Annotated in this window: 9 protein-coding genes; 6 read left to right on the top strand and 3 right to left on the bottom strand. The window is 64.3% G+C overall.

Going from position 1 to position 16244, the window contains the following annotated elements:
* Positions 1-24 precede the first annotated feature (24 nt).
* From ccrA to CcI156_RS16345, 3 genes are all read left to right on the top strand, one after another.
* Entirely contained in the window at positions 25-1362 is a 1338-nt protein-coding gene (gene ccrA / locus CcI156_RS16355; RefSeq protein WP_076806639.1) for a crotonyl-CoA carboxylase/reductase, read from the top strand.
* Between the two features lie 291 nt (positions 1363-1653).
* Entirely contained in the window at positions 1654-2175 is a 522-nt protein-coding gene (locus CcI156_RS16350; protein ID WP_076806636.1) for a lipocalin-like domain-containing protein, read from the top strand.
* 31 nt (positions 2176-2206) lie between these two features.
* Positions 2207-3058 carry an alpha/beta fold hydrolase gene (locus tag CcI156_RS16345; protein WP_083718595.1) on the top strand — a complete coding sequence of 284 codons (852 nt, stop codon included), beginning with the start codon at positions 2207-2209 and terminating at the stop codon, positions 3056-3058.
* Between the two features lie 1295 nt (positions 3059-4353).
* Here the strand turns inward: CcI156_RS16345 and CcI156_RS16340 are convergent.
* The 3 genes from CcI156_RS16340 to CcI156_RS16330 all read right to left on the bottom strand — a co-directional run bounded on the left by CcI156_RS16340 (position 4354) and on the right by CcI156_RS16330 (position 8932).
* Positions 4354-5712, bottom strand: a complete 1359-nt coding sequence (locus CcI156_RS16340; protein WP_076806632.1) for a cation:proton antiporter — start codon at positions 5710-5712, stop codon at positions 4354-4356.
* Between the two features lie 158 nt (positions 5713-5870).
* Entirely contained in the window at positions 5871-6845 is a 975-nt protein-coding gene (locus CcI156_RS16335) for a RimK family alpha-L-glutamate ligase (RefSeq protein WP_076806630.1), read from the bottom strand.
* Positions 6842-8932 (bottom strand): NAD(P)/FAD-dependent oxidoreductase, encoded by a 2091-nt coding sequence (locus tag CcI156_RS16330; protein ID WP_076806628.1) that lies wholly within the window; start codon positions 8930-8932, stop codon positions 6842-6844. Before CcI156_RS16330 ends, CcI156_RS16335 begins: the two co-directional genes overlap by 4 nt.
* Before the next feature lie 383 nt (positions 8933-9315).
* Here CcI156_RS16330 and CcI156_RS26275 point away from each other — a divergent pair, with 383 nt between their 5' ends.
* The 3 genes from CcI156_RS26275 (at position 9316) to CcI156_RS16315 (ending at position 16243) form a co-directional block, all read left to right on the top strand.
* Entirely contained in the window at positions 9316-11754 is a 2439-nt protein-coding gene (locus tag CcI156_RS26275; RefSeq protein WP_139341524.1) for a LuxR C-terminal-related transcriptional regulator, read from the top strand.
* Between the two features lie 250 nt (positions 11755-12004).
* Positions 12005-15235 (top strand): type I polyketide synthase, encoded by a 3231-nt coding sequence (locus CcI156_RS16320; RefSeq protein WP_076806623.1) that lies wholly within the window; start codon positions 12005-12007, stop codon positions 15233-15235.
* Positions 15236-15259: 24 nt separating this feature from the next.
* The gene (locus CcI156_RS16315) at positions 15260-16243 is read left to right on the top strand and encodes a 3-oxoacyl-ACP synthase III family protein (RefSeq protein WP_254847468.1); all 984 of its coding nucleotides are present in this window, start codon (positions 15260-15262) and stop codon (positions 16241-16243) included.
* Position 16244: the final 1 nt, after the last annotated feature.

Below are 16244 nucleotides of genomic sequence, written 5' to 3'. Positions count from 1 at the left end.
GGCATCGTATAGGAGAGTTCGACCGTGAAAGAAATAAGGTCAGCTATTCTCGCCGGTGACACGCCCAAGGAGGCCTTTACATCCCTCCGGGTGCCGGAGACCTACCGGGGAGTGGTCGTCCGAAAGGAAGACGTCAACATTTTCAGTGGGCTCGCATCCCGCGACAAAGACCCCCGACRTTCACTGCACCTGGACGAGGTCGCGACACCGGAGATCGGCCCCGGTGAGGCGCTGGTCGCCGTGATGGCGTCCTCGATCAACTACAACACGGTGTGGACGTCGGTCTTCGAACCCCTGCCGACGTTCGGTTTCCTGGAGCGCTACGGCCGTCTCTCCCCGCTCAGCAAGCGACACGACCTGCCTTATCACGTCGTAGGGTCCGATCTCGCCGGTGTCGTGCTGCGCACTGGGCCGGGGGTACACGCCTGGTCGCCAGGTGACGAGGTGGTGGCCCACTGCCTGTCGGTCGAGCTGGAACGGCCGGAGGGCCACAACGACACGATACTGGATCCGGAGCAGCGCATCTGGGGTTTCGAGACCAACTTCGGTGGCCTCGCCGAACTGGCTCTGGTCAAGGCGAACCAGCTCATGCCGAAACCGGCGCATCTGAGCTGGGAGGAGGCCGCGGCATCGGGCCTGGTGAACTCCACCGCATACCGTCAGCTGGTGTCGCGCAACGGCGCGGACATGAAGCAGGGAGATATCGTGCTGATCTGGGGCGCGAGCGGGGGTCTGGGCTCCTACGCCACGCAGCTGGCGGTGCGCGGCGGTGCCATCCCAGTCTGCGTTGTCTCTTCTTCCGAGAAAGCCGAAATTGCCCACAGGATGGGCGCCGAGCTGGTGATCGACCGGACGTCGGAAGGCTACCGGTTCTGGACGGATGAGCACACCCAGAACCCGAAGGAATGGCAGCGCTTTGGCAAGAAGATCCGGCAGCTCACCGGCGGGGAGGATCCGGACATCGTTTTCGAGCATCCCGGACAGGAGACCTTCGGCGCCTCGGTCTATGTGRCCCGCCGCGGCGGAACGATCGTCACCTGCGCCTCCACCAGCGGCTTCGTCCACTCCTACGACAACCGCTATCTCTGGATGAATCTGAAAAAGATAGTGGGGTCGCATTTCGCGAACTACCGCGAGGCCTGGGAGGCCAACCGATTGATCACCAAGGGGCTGGTTCATCCGACCGTGTCACGGGTGTATCCACTGGACGAGACCGGCCAGGCCGTCTACGAGGTGCACCGCAACCTGCACCAGGGCAAGGTCGCGGTCCTGTGCCTCGCGCCGCAGGAGGGCCTCGGCGTGCGCGACAACGCGATACGGACCCGCCATCTGGAAGCGATCAACCGCTTCCGCGAGACGTGATCATGAATTTTGGATTTTCCGCGGGAATAGCGGAGGTCGGAATTCGCCAGCCWCCCCGGCCCTGCCGCCACCAAGACGGACGTGTACCGCGGTGTTGTTGCACGCGGCCTCCACCTCCTACGGATCGCGAGGATCATCGGCGGGGGATCACCCCCGCATCAGGGAAGGGGCTCCTGTACCGCCATCACCGGACGCTGAAGGGAGGGGATGTGGCGTGGCCTCCGAACTGTCGACCTCGGACTAGCAAGTCAACAATCTAAGCTAATCCAACATCAATGGAGGTTTGCCTTCATGAGCGGCGTAACCAGTTCGGATTTTTCGGACCACCTCGATACGCATGGACCTTTGCTAGTCGGAGCATGGAAGCTTGTCTCGTTCATCGTTACTGACCGCAATGGAATAATTCTCAGCATGCCCATGGGCACCCAACCGAGCGGTCTAGTGATCTACGCGGCCGACGGCCACATGTCCGCACACCTGCGCGACCCTCAGCGTCGCACCTCAAGCGCATCCGTCTCCGAATTCATGAATAGCTCGCAGGTCGACGCCGAATCGATCGCTATGAACCATCCCTACATCGGATACTGCGGAACCTATTGCCTAGAGGATGATCAAGTCATCCATCATGTGCAGGTGGCGTCTGTTCCCGAATGGATTGGAGGGAACCAGGTTCGCAATTTCGCGTTGAGAGAGAATGTGTTGACGCTGTGTTGTCCGGCGAAGTGGGACGGCTCTGGCATCCGGCTTCCGTACCTGACGTGGGAGCGGATCCGGCCCGCGGAATCGCCAGYTGGTGCGACCGTAGCACCATAGCGGCCACCGCTGACGAAGAAAAGAGCCTGCCATGACGGGCGCACACGCTGGCCGTGCCAATTTTGGCTGGCACGCACGATTCATTGATCTGCCTGCCGGCCGATTCAGCTATCGGGTCTGGAGTGAAGATCGAGATGAACGAATGCGGGTCGTGTTGCTGCATGCCAACGCGGGATCGGCTGCAAGCTGGTCTCGTGTCGGCCCCGCGCTGGGGGATAGGTACCAGGTGTTCGCGCTCGATCTGCGAGGACATGGTGCCAGTGTTCGAGCACCCATCGGGTCGTACGGCCTACGCAAGGCCGCTGATGATGTGGTGTCCTTCCTGACCGCCCTGGKGGTCGAGGAGCCGATGCTGGTCGGCCACTCGTGGGGAGCCGCCGTGGCCCTGGTCACCGCGACCGGTGCCGAGTCGGAGCAGCTTYCCCCGACGGTGTCGAGTCTTGTTCTTGAAGACCCCCCGGTGATGATGTCACCAAAGCTGYAGCGCGAACAGATCAACGATCTGATCAAGGCCATCGCACTGCCCGAAATAGAACTGCGGGAAATCCTCGCCATGGTTCATCCCAGCTGGCACCCCGATGATGTGGACAGTCTGCTGGAGGGTTTCCGGTACGCCGACCCTGCCATCGTCGAGAGCCTGGTGCGCGATGGATCCTGTACGGGCTCGCTACTCCCGCTCCTAGGTCAGCTCACTGTTCGGRCCCTTCTCATCCGCGCCAACCCGCTGCGGGGCGGACTGTGGTCCGACGAGGAATGGGCGCACGCACGCCGCATCCTGCCCGCCTGCTRCACCACCGTCGAGTTGCACAACGCATCACACGACGTGCACCGTAGCCAGTTCAACCAGTTCATCCAGGCCGTTCGCGAATTCGCAGAGATCTGAGAAGGTGTTTGAGATTGTCGGTCAGAAGGGGTTTGAGAATGGAGGTTGATAACGGTATGTGACCCGCCGGCGTGCGGGACGATGGCACCCAGACCCGCTGCCTGGACACGACGGCGAGCCGGGCCGCGTTCGGCCCGTCGGGCACCGCCGACGACCCGCCCCACCTACTTGTGCGCGCCGCGCTCATGACCACCTACGCGTCGCGAGCGACGCTCGGGGCCGCGATCGACGGCTCCCACGTCGGCGAGCAGACGCTGGCCGCCCGATCCTCGCCGAGCAGCCGGGGGTGTTCAACGCCCTGCGGACCTGCCTCGAACCGGAGTGGCAACGGTTCAACCAGCTTCCACAACTCGTCCGGGACCGGACGTAGAGCAAGCCGCTCTCCATCACATCCATGATCGTTTATCTACCGGGAACCGCCGCGTGAGACACGCTCTTAAAGTACTTCCATTGAGCTCACACCTGATCATCAATGGCACCAGCAAGGTTCGGAAGAGGCGGGCTGGTTTACCCGCCGAAGGTACTGATGTGATCACCGGAAGGACGCTTCAGGATCTTTTTGACCTCGCGGACGGGTGGAAAACCCGGCCTCTCGGGTAGGTGGAAAAGTTGCGCATAGGGCAGTAGACTACTGAATCATTATGGACACCATACATTCCTTCCAATCCCGATGGCCCCGGACGCCGAGGCACCGTGGCCGTCGAGCCATGGTGACGGTGCTTGGCGCCCTCGTCATCCCATCGACTCTGTTCCTCAGCGGTTGCGGCCAGAACTCCAAGCAGGACAACGGCGGCGCCGTACCCGTACCACGGGCCAGTATCGAGAGTCCGCAAAGTGCGACACCCCGGCCGGCGCCAGCCGGGGCCACCAGCCACGTTGCGGTCATAGCCCAGACAGCGGTCYCAACCCCTCCCGGAGGAAAATTCTAAGAACCTATTTTAGATCTTGCCCTAACCTCGGACGCATGCTGGGCGCCAGAGGATCGGACTCCGGCGCTCGGCGTGCCAACCGGTCGACAGCCCGCTTTATCGGGTCGGGATATGGGACCAGGGTAATTCCAAAACAGCTTCTTGGGTCGGGTGGCCCAGGGRATTCGCACTCCTGGGCTGGTAGGGGCAGGGCGACTCCGAAGGGTCAAAATCCTTCATCTGCCACGCAGTCGTTGGCCTGTCCGTGGTCTTCCCGACGGGCTGACGAGCGGGAGTGAGCCGGTCGGGTCGCGCGGGTCGAGCACACCCCGACCCCACCCACACCACACCCGATCGAGTTACGAAACAGCCTTTTGCAGRATGCGGTTATTTGACGTCCATGYCGGCGCTAGCGTCGGGCACCGGAATGTGCGCTTTCGGTGTCRCCGGGGGGTCCAGTCGCCGTAGTGTCTCGTCCGCGGTGTGCTCCACCCGTCRCATCGTGAGGTGCAGGATCGGCGGAGTTATCATGGTGGTGATGAGTGCCACGAGGACCACCACCGTGTAGGCCGCCGTGTTCAACACGCCGAGGCGCAGCCCCACTCMGGCGACGACCAGACCGATGACCCCGCGGGCGTTCAGCCCGGCGCCGAGCGCGAGGGCCTCCCAGTGGCCAAGCCGGCTGGCCCGGGCTCCGAGGTAGGCGCCGGCGAACTTGCCCGCGACGGCAAGCAGCAGGACCACCAGGCCGGCGGCGAGGACCGACAGGTCGGTGAGCTTGCCGAGATCGACCCGTAGCCCGGCGGTGGCGAAGAAGATCGGCGCCAGCACGGTGAGCACCACCGTCCGCAGCGGCGCGACCCGGTCGGGAGCGAAACCCCGGCTGGACCCGATGACGACGCCGGCGATGAACGCGCCGAAGATCGCCTCAAGCTTCAGTGCCTCCGTGGCCGCCGCCGCGGCCAGGATCAGTACGGTGACGACCACGATGTGGCCACCGCCGTCGCGCGCCGTGCTGGCGTATCGAAGTGCCCGTCGGACCGTCGGAGGACCGACCACCAGGGCGGCCAGCACGGTGCCGAGCACGCTGACCACCGGCACGGCGATGTCACTGCCACGCACGCCCGTGGTCGCCATCGCCGACACTATGGAGAGTGCGAACCACCCGGCCACGTCGTCGACTGCGGCCGCGGCCAGGGTGAGCTGGCCGACGTTGCGGTCCAACAGGTTCATGTCGATGAGGATCTTCGCGGCTACCGGGATCGCGCTGACCCCGAGCGCTACGCCGAGGAACACCGCGAACACCAGCCGATGGGCGCCGTCCGCGACGAGAGAGTCAGGCAGCAGTAGACCCGCCGAGACGCCGAGGCCCACCGGAACCAGCAGCCCGGCGAGGCCGACCCGGGCGGCGGCCAGACCCCGGCGCCGCACCATCTGGATGTCCATCTCTATGCCGATGAATCCGACCAGCAGAATCACGCCGAGCTGGCCGACGGCGTCGAGGAGATGGAACTGGTCGGCCCGTGCGGGCAACAGCCAGCCGGCGAAGCCAGGCGCGAGCGCGCCAAGCAGAGATGGCCCGAGGATCACGCCGGTGAGGAGTTCACCCACCACTGCCGGCATTCCCAGCCGCGTTGCCGCCCGCCCGAGGAGATAAGCTAGCCCGAGCAGGAAAGCGATCTGGAGCAGGAAAACGAGAAGCGCATGGGGCGACAGCGCGGCTACMGGACCGGATGCGTTGACCATCACTACTCCTGGGAAGGTCAGGCGGACGTCTAAACCGACGGTGACGCCGAGCACGAGCGAGAGTGGCAGGATGAGGTAAACCGCCGGTAGATCCGATGCGCTGCGTGCGTAACCGTTACTCCCCGGGGCCGGCGAGCGTTTCTCGGTAGGTCATCGGGTCAGCCGCCAACCGCCCGCGCGATGGTCTTTGCGTACGTGTCGTAGGCGTTGCCCTCGGTCAGGAGCAGACGGGGGATGACGAGCTCACATTCCAGTAGCCGCAGCACACGGTGTTCGTCCCGCAAGCCGTCAACCCGGCCGAAGATCAACGGTCCGTATCGGTTCTCTAGTGCTTCATATACACAGTACGCCCACTCACGCTCGGCTGGTGTCGGCTGGATCACTTCATTCCGGCCACCGAACCGTTCGTGTGCCCACCAGCCGCCGTCCCGGGCGACTCTTTTGCGGACCGCGTGGCTCAACTTTCCGCCTAGGAAGACGAAGGAGAGTTCACCGTGAGCCAGGATCGATGAAAGAAAGGGCTGGACACAGACGTGATGGGTGGACACCAAGTCACGGAGCAGTGTCTCGGGTTCCGTGTCGCGGCGTGGTGCCACGCCCGTCGCCGACGTTGCTTCGTGGCCGTGCCGGACGAAGTGCGTTGCTGAGGTGCTCGGCCCGCTCCGTGAGACCCGGAAGGTGYGCCAGGAGCCGGCCGAGACGGTTGGCTTGATGACGACATGGTCCCATCCGGTCTGGGTCATGAGCGTGTCAATCGTCACGTCCTCGCCCCGGGAAACCCACCGGGTCGGGATCACCGCGATGCCGTCCTGTTCGAGCTCTGAYAGGTACCGACGTTTGTCGAGCGTCCCGACGGCCACCCGCATCGAGTTCAGAATTGGAATCTTCCCGTCCAGCTCCAGATACAGTCTCCGGATCCTGTCAAGAAAGTCGGGCCGCTCGTGGAAGCCGCGGCACATTCGTAGGTTCACGCCGTCGAACGCTGTCCAGTCGACGGTGTGCACGTTGTCGAGATGGACCGCGACTGCCGTGACACCGTAATCAGCCAGGGCGGTAACGATCTGTGGGTACTCCGCGTGCGGCGAGTCCAAATGTAGATAAGCGATCGGTCGCCCAGTGGTAACGGCTTTCATTCATTCTTCCTTAGCAAGGCCTCGTGGTTAGCGAGTTCGCTGGCCGTCGCGCTGTCGCTGGGGCGGCGTACAAGCAGGCGCAGGCGTCGGATCGCCGTGTCCGCCCCGTCCCACAGATAGGCAGCGGAGAATCCGGCGAGCAGGGCGTACGGCCGCAGCCGGATCACCCATCGCAATCGGGTGTTGGCCGGCACGGGCAACCGGTCCAACCAGGTCGCGGTGCCCTCTGGTCGTAGTTCCGCGGGTTCCACCAGGTCATGAGCTGAAATATCTCGTCCGCGGTCCCCGCCGATCGCCAGCCACCACAGCTTAGRCAGCGGCGCGGTGACGTTCTGGACACTACGGACCGTTGGTAGCTTGACACCGTGATCCAGCCGCCACCGTGCGCGGGCCGCGAGGTTGGCCTGTAGCCGGCTCTGTATCCAATGCACGGTTTCCGGCGGCAACCACCGCCACAGCGGGGCCCGGGAGTAGAATAGCGTGGATTGCAGACGCCGCCGGACGCGGCGGTTCTTCGGGGTCTCCCGAGTGGTGTCGCCCTCGGTGTCGACGAGCCATCGGGTGAGCGCTGAACGGGTGCTGYCCACCGACCAGAACACCATCATATCAAGCACGTGGGACAACACGAAGAAGCGAGGATCCGCGATCGCGGCAGTGTACTTTTCGCGGACCATCGCGCKCAGCATGTGCCAGTCCTGGCGAGTGGCTCGGTTCACCCGCTCGATATACGCCCGGTCCAGGTTCCCGGAGCGGACGTCGTCCTGGACAATGTTGGCGAGATGCCAACTGGTCACCAACGCCAGCGCGATTCCCTGGCTGTAGTAGGCGTCGATGATGCTGCCCGCGTCGCCTACCATTGCATAGCGCTGCGGGCTGACGAACGTGTCGGTCCAGTGCTGGACGTTCCGGTAGGTCCGGAACTCAAGGAGTGACTCCGGTGCGATCACCTTGTCGAGGACGGGGTGCCGCCGGATGAGATTCCAGAACTGCTCCTGCGGAGTTCGGCCGGGTGGCGCCGACCGCTGGTCGAAAGTCGCGCCGACGCTGATCCGTTCCTTCGAGAGCCGGATGACCCAGATCCAGTAACCGGCCCCCCACAAATGTACGGTGTACAGGTCGCGTTGCGTATCGCGGCCGTTAGGGAAGGTATGCGTCCACTCGTCACCGAACAGGCCGTCGGTCACGCCCTCGAACTGGCCCCAGACCGCTGTCGTCTGAAATCCGTCAGTCAGTTCCCGCCGCTCCGCGGCATGTCCGCGGCCGCGGGCCAACAACCGGTTGCGTCCAGAACAGTCGACGACCCAGCGCGTTCGGATGATGTTGCTGTGCCCGGTTGTGYCGTCCARCCATTCCACCTGGTGCCAGTCCGCTCCCGGGGAGATCTGTATGTCGCTCACTCGGGCGGTGTCGACGAAAGTGATTCCAGCACGCCGTCGGACGGCCGCACACATCGAATCCTCCGCTTCGGGACGGACGATCTGCATGTCGAGGAACATGCAGCGGAACCACTTCTTGTCGGGCGCAAGATCGTAGAGATAATGCGGCGGATGCGGGTCGGCGTTGATGGCCMACTCGGTGGCGTCGTGGAAGTCTGATCTGTTCTCCGTGCCGTGGGAGAACCATACACCGAGTTTCGCGAATGATTCCTCGGTGATGAACTCATCCAGCTCGCCCACAGTGCGGAGAAAAGCACTTGTGAAGACTAGGAACGACTCTCCAACCTTGTAGCTGTGTTTCTTGTCGCGAAGGTTGTCGATCAGCGTTACTCGCAGGCCTCGTTTGGCAAGCTGAAGGGCGTTCGCCAGGCCTATGATGCCGGCACCGACTACCACGACATCAGTTTCGGAGGTCGTCTGCCGAATCACCGGCAAGCCCTTCGGTGAATGCGCTTTCTCGTTGGTCATCAAATCAGATCTTTGTCGAAGTTTCCGGGAAACGCGGTCGGCCTCGCCCACCGGCTGGATTTTCGCATCTGGTCTCGCGTGCTTAGTCTCGCATAAATTTACTTCGTCATAAGCGCACAGGACTGGTGTCGACGATACCAAGGGACTTTGTTGGCTAGCTCCGCAACCAGATCCGGCCGCCACGTTAACGATCTTCCTAACTGCCCTGCTTCGCAGGGTCTCCCCCAACTCTGGCGTCATCTCATTGCATGGAACACGGATGTACAACACCCGACTATTACAATTGATTGGCCTGTGGATGTGCCATTGCCCTGGCTGCCTACACCCGCTCCAGCCGGTCGGCTCCGGTCCCCGGCATCCCAAGGCTGCTGGCAGTGCAGTCTGCGTCCTCGGCATGGGTGCAGCCTGAGCGACGGACCGGTGTGCGGGGACGGGAGAACTACCTGTCTCACTACCTGTCCGCTCGCCTGCCCACCTGTCTGTCCCAGTTGTCCACCTGTCCGTCCCAGTTGTCCACTTATCCGACCAAGTTGTGTCCCCCCACAGGTAGCGGGACGGTGTTGTGTGTGTCCGGACGTGGAAGGTCGAACCTGCCGGCGGAACTAACCAGCTTCGTCGGTCGCAGACAGGAGCTGGCAGAGGCATTGCGGTTGCTGGCCGGCGCCCGGTTGCTCACGCTGACCGGGCCCGGGGGGGTCGGGAAGACCCGCCTCGCCCTTCGGYTCGCGGCGGACCGGCAGCGCGCGTTCCCCGACGGTGTCTGGATCGCCGAGTTGGCCGACCTCGACGACCCGTCACTGGTCGTCGACGCGGTCGCCGAGGCGATGGACCTGCAGTTCCTCTCCGGGCGATGGACCGCGGCGACGCTCGCCGCGCACCTTGCTCCGCGCAGGATCCTGYTCGTGCTCGACAACTGCGAGCACCTCGTGGACACGTGTGCCCGGCTCGTCAACACCCTGCTGCGCGCGGGCCCGGACCTGCGGGTCATCGCAACCAGCCGCCACCTGCTCGGGGTGGCGGGGGAACGGGTGCTGAAGGTGCCCCCGCTGAGAGTACCCCCGGTGCCGGCCCCGGGCGCGGACCAGTCCGCGTTGGCTGGCGGGCTCATCCAGTACGAGGCGGTGAGCCTGCTGGCGGAGCGCGCGGCGGCGGTACTGGGGGAATTCAGCCTCGACGAGGGCAACTGGCGGACCGTCGCGTCGCTGTGCCATCGCCTGGATGGCATCCCGCTGGCGATCGAACTGGCGGCTGCTCGGCTCCGGACGCTGTCCCTGGAGCAGATCCTCGATCGGCTCGACAACCGCTACGCCCTGTTGACGCGAGGCAACAGGGCCGGACCCCGCCGCCAGCAGACCCTGCGCGCGCTGATCGACTGGAGCTTCGGCCTGTGCAATCCCGAGGAGCAGCAGATGTGGGCGTGCCTGTCGGTGTTCGCCGACGGGTTCACCTTGGAGGCGGCTGAGCAGGTGGAGGGCGCCAGGTACCCGCCGGCAGTCGTGCTGGACGTGCTGAGCGGGCTGGTTGACAAGTCGATTCTGGTCCGTGACGACGACGAGGGGATGGTCCGGTTCCGGATGCTGGACACCATTCACCAGTACGGCCAGGACCGCCTGCGCGAGTCCGGTCGGGAACAGGACGTGCGCCGTCGGCATCTCGCCTACTACCGCCGGATGGCGGCCCTCGCCGACGCTCAGTGGTGCAGCCCGGCCCAACTGGACTGGATCCGGCGGATCCGGAACGAGCAAGCGAACCTACGGGTTGCGCTGGACCTCTGCCTCACCACACCGGGCCTGGCGGAGACCGCTCTGTCCATCATGGTGGCCTTGTGGCAATACTGGGCCGCCATCGGGCTACTCAGCGAGGCGCGCTTCTGGTTTGATCGGGGGCTGAGCAAGGCCACGGAGCCGGACGKGATCCGGGCCATCGGTCTGCAATCGGCCGCCCACGCCGCGTCCCTCCAGGGCGACATCACCGCGGCGGCGTCGCTGCTGGCCGAGGCTCGCGATCTGGCCGCCAGGCTGCACGAGCAGCGGGTGCTCGCACGCATCGCCTGCGTCGAGGGCAGGCTCGCCGCCATCAGCGGGGACACGTCGGCGGCGGTGGAGCGCAGTCAGGACGCCCGCCGCCGGTTCACTGACCTCGACGAGCCGCTCGGTCTCGCCCAATCACTGCTCTATCTCGGGCTGGCCCACGGAATCCGCGAGGAACRGGACGCGGCGGCGACCGTCTTCGCGGAATGYGTGGCGTTGACCGAGCGCTTCGGCGAATGCTGCTTCCGCTCGTTCGCTCTGTGCGGCCTCGGTCTGGCGGCCTGGCAGCTAGGCGAGTTRGAGCAGGCGATGGAGCACCATGCCGCGGCCATCTCCCTCAAATACGCGTTCCACGACCATGTCGGCATCGCCGTCGCGCTGGAGCAGCAGGCGTGGGTCATGGCCTCGGCCGGTCGGCACCACGAGTCCGCGGTCCTGCTCGGCGCGGCCGGGCGGATCTGGCGTGAGACCGGGGCGTCGATCGCCGTCTTCGGGCTCGCCTCGTTCCACCACCGATGCGAGGCGTCCCTGCGACGCGTCCTGGATCAACGGAAGCTCGAACGCGCCCTAGCGCAGGGCGCGGAACTCGACCTGGACGAGGCCGTCGCCGCGGCTACCCAGGGCACCGGGACTCCCGTCGCCCACCCCGTCGTTCCCGCCGGCGAGCCGGAGGTGCCCCTGACCCCTCGGGAGCGTCAGGTGGCGGACCTCGTCGCCCGCGGTCTGAGCAACAAGGAGATCGCGAGCTACCTGGTGATCGCCCAGCGCACGGCGGAAGGTCACGTCGAGCGCATTCTCGGCAAGCTCGGTTTCACCTCACGGGCCCAGATCGTCGCGTGGGTTAAGGACAGCAGCAGGAGCCCCCAGGAACGTACGTGTGAGCCGCAGCGACATGTTGGCGAGCGCGAGCGGAGCGCCTCCACCTCACCCCCGCCTCCTCATGGAGAGTCTGGAGGCGTACAACCTCACGGGTAGTCACGGGCCGCGACTTCGCTGGCGGCTGTGGATCATCTGACGGGGCCTCATCACAGATCTCATCAGAGCGCAGATCTCCGGACCGGGACACCAGGCACCTCCTCCTGCGTGGGCCCGGTCGAGGCCCGGCGTGTCCGCCCCGCCGACAACCACACCAAAGTGGAATATATATTAACCAAGTGGTTGATAAGCGACCGGATTGGGGTACTCTTCCTTCATCATCTCAACCGAGTCGCTGAGGAGCGTCCTCGTGTCGAAGCAGAGGAAGAGCGACGATCGACTGCCCCGGGTCTCCCCGGATCTTGCGGACCCGATCCGGCCCGTCCTGGTCGAACAGCTGACCAACAGTGACATCACGGTCACTACAACCGACGACTCCGCCAACGACGCTCCGGTCAAGAAGGCGGATCAGACCATCCGCGCGGATCCGAGTAAGGGTTCGGGTGAACGGACGCGGGATGYTGGGGGAAACACCTCCAGCGCGGTTGCGGTGATTGGGATCGGGTGCCGCCTTCCTGGCGGCGTTGGTTCCGCGGCGTCGCTGTGGGATTTCCTCCGCGACGGTCGTGATGCGGTCACCGATGTGCCATCAGAGCGATGGAGTGAGGCGTCGCGGGAAGCATCGCAGGCAGAGACCGATCGGAACGTGCTGTGGCGTGGCGGGTTTTTGTCGGAGGACGTCGGCGCCTTCGATCCAGAGGCCTTCGGTATCGACCCGACCGWGGCAGAGTTGATCGATCCTCAACATCGGCTGTTGCTGGAGGTCGTGCAGGAGGGGTTCGAGCACGCTGGATTGCCAACYGATGACCTGGTAGGGAGCAGCACTGCTGTGTTCGTCGGCATGTCCAACTTGGACCATATGCTCCACGCACATCAGCTCCCGAGCGGCGGSGGCCCCTACTTTGTGCCCGGTAACCAGGCCGGACCGGCATCCGGTCGGATATCGCACGTCTTCGGTTTGCGCGGTCCCAGCATGACCGTGGACACGTCGTGTTCGACAGGGTTGGCCACCGTGTACCTGGCATGTAACAGCCTTCGGCAGGACGAGTGTGACCTCGCGATCACTGGCGCGGTCAACCTGCTACTCAGCCCCCGAACGTTCCTGGCCTATAACGAGTTGGGAGTGCTATCTCCCACCGGGCGATGCTTCAGCTTTGACGAACGAGCGGACGGCTACGTTCGGGCCGAGGGCTGCGTGGTCCTCGTACTTAAACGTCTCGACGACGCGATGCGTGACCAGGACCGCGTGCTCGCCGTGCTACGGGGGGTGGCGGTCAATCATGACGGGAAGACGTCCCCGTTCACCGTTCCTTCCGAGCAAGCTCAGGAAGAGGTGTTCCGTACCGCCCTGAGTATTGCCGATGTCGACCCGGAAGAAATTGGAATGATCGAAGCGCACGGCACCGGAACMATCGTTGGCGACCCGATCGAGTTCCGTTCGCTGGCCGCCGTCTACGGACGGGGACGAGGCCGGTGTGCATTGGGTTCGGCTAAGACGAACTTCGGCCACGCCGAACCCGCCGCGGGCATGGTGGGGCTACTCAAAGCCATATTGGCGGTGTACCACGGTGAGGTCCCGGCGTCCCTGCATTTCCGACGGTGGAACCCCGCTATCAACCCGTCCGGCACCAGGTTGTTCGTTCCGACCGTAACGACACCATGGCCAGTCACCGGTGGTCCGCGCCTCGCGGCCGTGTCCTCCTACGGTGTGGGCGGGACCAACGCGCATGCCATCGTGGAGGAACCGCCGGATTCCAGCTCCCCGGTCGCGCCGAGGTCGTCCAGCAGCAGCGACGATTCCGTTCTCACGTTCCTGCTGTCGGAAGGATCAGAAACTGCGCTGCAGCATTCCGCGATCAGGCTCGCCGACTGGCTCATCCGCTCCGGCGCGACGACACCCTTGAAAGATATCGCGCACACGCTCGCGGTACGCCGCTCGCACGGCCCCGAGAGACTGGCGGTCGTCGCTCGCTCCCGGGACGATCTCGTCAACCGCCTACGCGCATATGCCGACGGGACACACCCCCGTCCTGAAGGCATGGTCAACGATTATGTCCACGCCGAGCACGCAACGGGACCGGTGTGGGTGTTCAGCGGCCACGGCTCGCAGTGGCCCGGTATGGGGCGAGACCTGTTCGCCACCGAACCCGTGTTTGCCGACACGATCGCGGCGCTCGACCCCCTGATTCGCGCCGAGTCGGGTTTCTCGCCGGAGGAGGTGCTGCGGGCCGGTGACGAGGTGACCCGAATCGACCAGGTACAGCCCTTGATTTTCGTGGTACAGGTCGCTCTGGCGCGCACCCTGCAATCCCACGGCATCCACCCCGCCGCCGTAGTAGGACACTCCATGGGTGAAATCGCCGCCGCCGTGATCGCGGAGGCGTTGACCGTGGAAGACGGCATCCGCRTCATCTGCCGTCGGTCTCGGCTGTGCGTTCCCATCGCCGAAGCCCGCGTTGCGGCGATGGCGGTCGTCGAACTGGATGCGGCCACGGTCCAGGCAGAGATCGACCATCTTCCCGACGTGGCTGTCGCGTTCTTCGCCGCACCCCGGTCCACCGTGATCGGCGGTACTCGAGTCGAAGTCGAACGCCTGGTCGAAAGCTGGACATCCCGCGACGTTCCCGCGCATATGATCAATGTCGATGTCGCCTCGCACTGTCCCCTGAYCCATCCAGTCGCCGACGCGTTGACCGCTGAGCTCAGCGATATACGGCCTAGGCAGCCGACGATCCGTTTCTATACCACGGTTCTGCCTGATCCGCGGCAGACACCCACATTCGATGCTGCCTACTGGGGTGAGAACATGCGCTGCCCGGTTCGGGCGGTGGATGCCACGACCGCCATCGTCAACGACGGACACCAGCTTTTCCAGGAGATCTCTCCACATCCGGTGGCAATCCACCCGCTTATTCTGACCCTCCAGGCGGCCGGGGCGCCGGAGGCCACGGTTGTACCGACTACCGATAACAGGCACGATCAGGCCACAGCCCTACGAACGAGCATCGCAGCGCTTCATTGCGCCGGGCTCGACATGAATTGGCGGCGGTGGCACGGCGATGGAGCCATCGCGGACGTGCCGCCTACGACGTGGGACAGACGCACCTATCTGATCAAGCTACTCAGGAACCTGGCGCCCCCGACCGACTCGGCCCGGTCAGCGCATACAGAGCCGACCGAGCAACGTCCGGACACTGGGACGGACGCCGACATCAGCGCCGAGATTTCACAGGCTACCAGAGATGAACGCCTCAAGATCATCAGAAAGATGATCTTTGAAATCTTGCGTGAGATCCTCAGCTTGCGAGCGCGTCGACTGAGCCCTAGTGCCGCCTTTTCGGAACTCGGTCTGAACTCCCTACGCGCCGTGGAATTCCGCGGACGAATCCAGCAAATATTCAAGGTCTCCATCTCGCTCGCCGCAATCCGGGAGCATCCCACAATCGCAGAATTCAGTGAGTATATCGCCGAACTTCTGTAGCCTCGACCCCTGAAAGGATTAATCGTGAACACAGCCATTCTGGGAACCGGGTCATACGTCCCAGAAAAAATTTTGACGAGTGAAGAAATGGAAGATCGCCTCGGTCTCGACCGTGGCAAGATCTTCGAGAAGACCGGCATCCGCGAACGCCGTGTGGCAGCACCGCACGAGGCCACCTCGGATCTGGCTGCCCACGCCGCACGACAGGCGCTCGCCGCGGCAGGCATGCAGGCCCGGGACATCGATCTGATCGTGCTTGCCACATCCACACCCGACCAGCCCATGCCMGCCACCGCATGCCACGTTCAAGCATCCATCGGCGCCACTCGAGCGTTCGCCTTCGATATTCAAGCGGTCTGCACCGGCTTCATCTACGCGCTGAAGTGCGCCGACTCCCTACTTGCCGCGGACCCGGATTACTCCACCGCCTTGGTTATTGGCRCCGACACCTATTCGCGCATTCTTGACTACACCGACTACCGCACCTCGACTCTTTTCGGAGACGGTGCTGGCGCGGTCGTCCTCGGCAAGGTACCTGACGGACAAGGCCTGTTGGCGAGCACCCTGTACTCGGACGGGCGCAACAAGGACTTGATCCAGATCCCAGGCGGAGGCAGTCGAATACCTCCGAGCCATCTCAGCATCGAGAAACATCAGCACTACTTCATGATGAACGGCCGGGAGGTTCGTCGCCTGGCAACCGAGAAGTTGGCAGCAGTCGTGACGGAACTGTGCACGACTGTGGGTATAACGCTGCCCGACGTTGATCTCATCGTGTCTCATCAGGCGAACGGCRTGATGCTGGCCGACCTGGCTGAGAACCTGGGGCTCGCCTCGGGAATGTTGCATCTCACCGTCGGCAAGTACGGCAACACCGGTGCCGCTTCCGTGCCGATCACACTGGATGACGCTGTACGGGCCAGTCGGCTCCAGCGGGACTCCCTGCTCCTTATCGTGGCTTTCGGCGGCGGCGCGACGTGGGGTGGAGTCGCCTTGCGCTGGGCGTAGG

Source organism: Frankia sp. CcI156, from assembly GCF_001983015.1.
Lineage (GTDB): Bacteria > Actinomycetota > Actinomycetes > Frankiales > Frankiaceae > Frankia > Frankia casuarinae.
Note: the sequence above shows the minus strand (reverse complement) of the source record. Positions and strands in the feature narration are given on the sequence as shown.